The organism is Neisseria sp. 19428wB4_WF04 (assembly GCF_015235335.1).
Taxonomy (GTDB): domain Bacteria; phylum Pseudomonadota; class Gammaproteobacteria; order Burkholderiales; family Neisseriaceae; genus Neisseria; species Neisseria musculi.
This window is the reverse complement of sequence record NZ_JADGLG010000245.1, coordinates 1-243: the sequence shown is the minus strand read 5'-3', so window position 1 is coordinate 243 and position 243 is coordinate 1. Positions and strand designations below refer to the sequence as shown.

At 48.6% G+C, this 243-nt stretch carries 1 protein-coding gene; it reads right to left on the bottom strand.

Annotated features, from left to right (window positions below; all coding sequences use genetic code 11):
- Window positions 1–243 (bottom strand): transposase (locus tag IR141_RS13175; RefSeq protein ID WP_135037878.1); only part of this gene is annotated, 243 nt, incomplete at both ends.

Genomic DNA, 243 nt, shown 5'->3' with positions numbered 1-243 from the left:
ATTGGGTACGGCAACGGTGTAAACCTTACCATTACGCTTCAAAAGCCCGAATACAGCCACTTTGCCAGCCGCACCGCGACCACGTTTGCCTTTGCGTTGTCCGCCAAAATAGCTTTCATCAACTTCTACTTCACCATCAAGCATTTCCAGATGCGGGCTGTTGTGATAGATAAGTAAGCGCAAACGGTGGAAGTAATAGGCAGCGGTATTTTTATTGACGCTAACTAATTGCGCCGCTGTGCG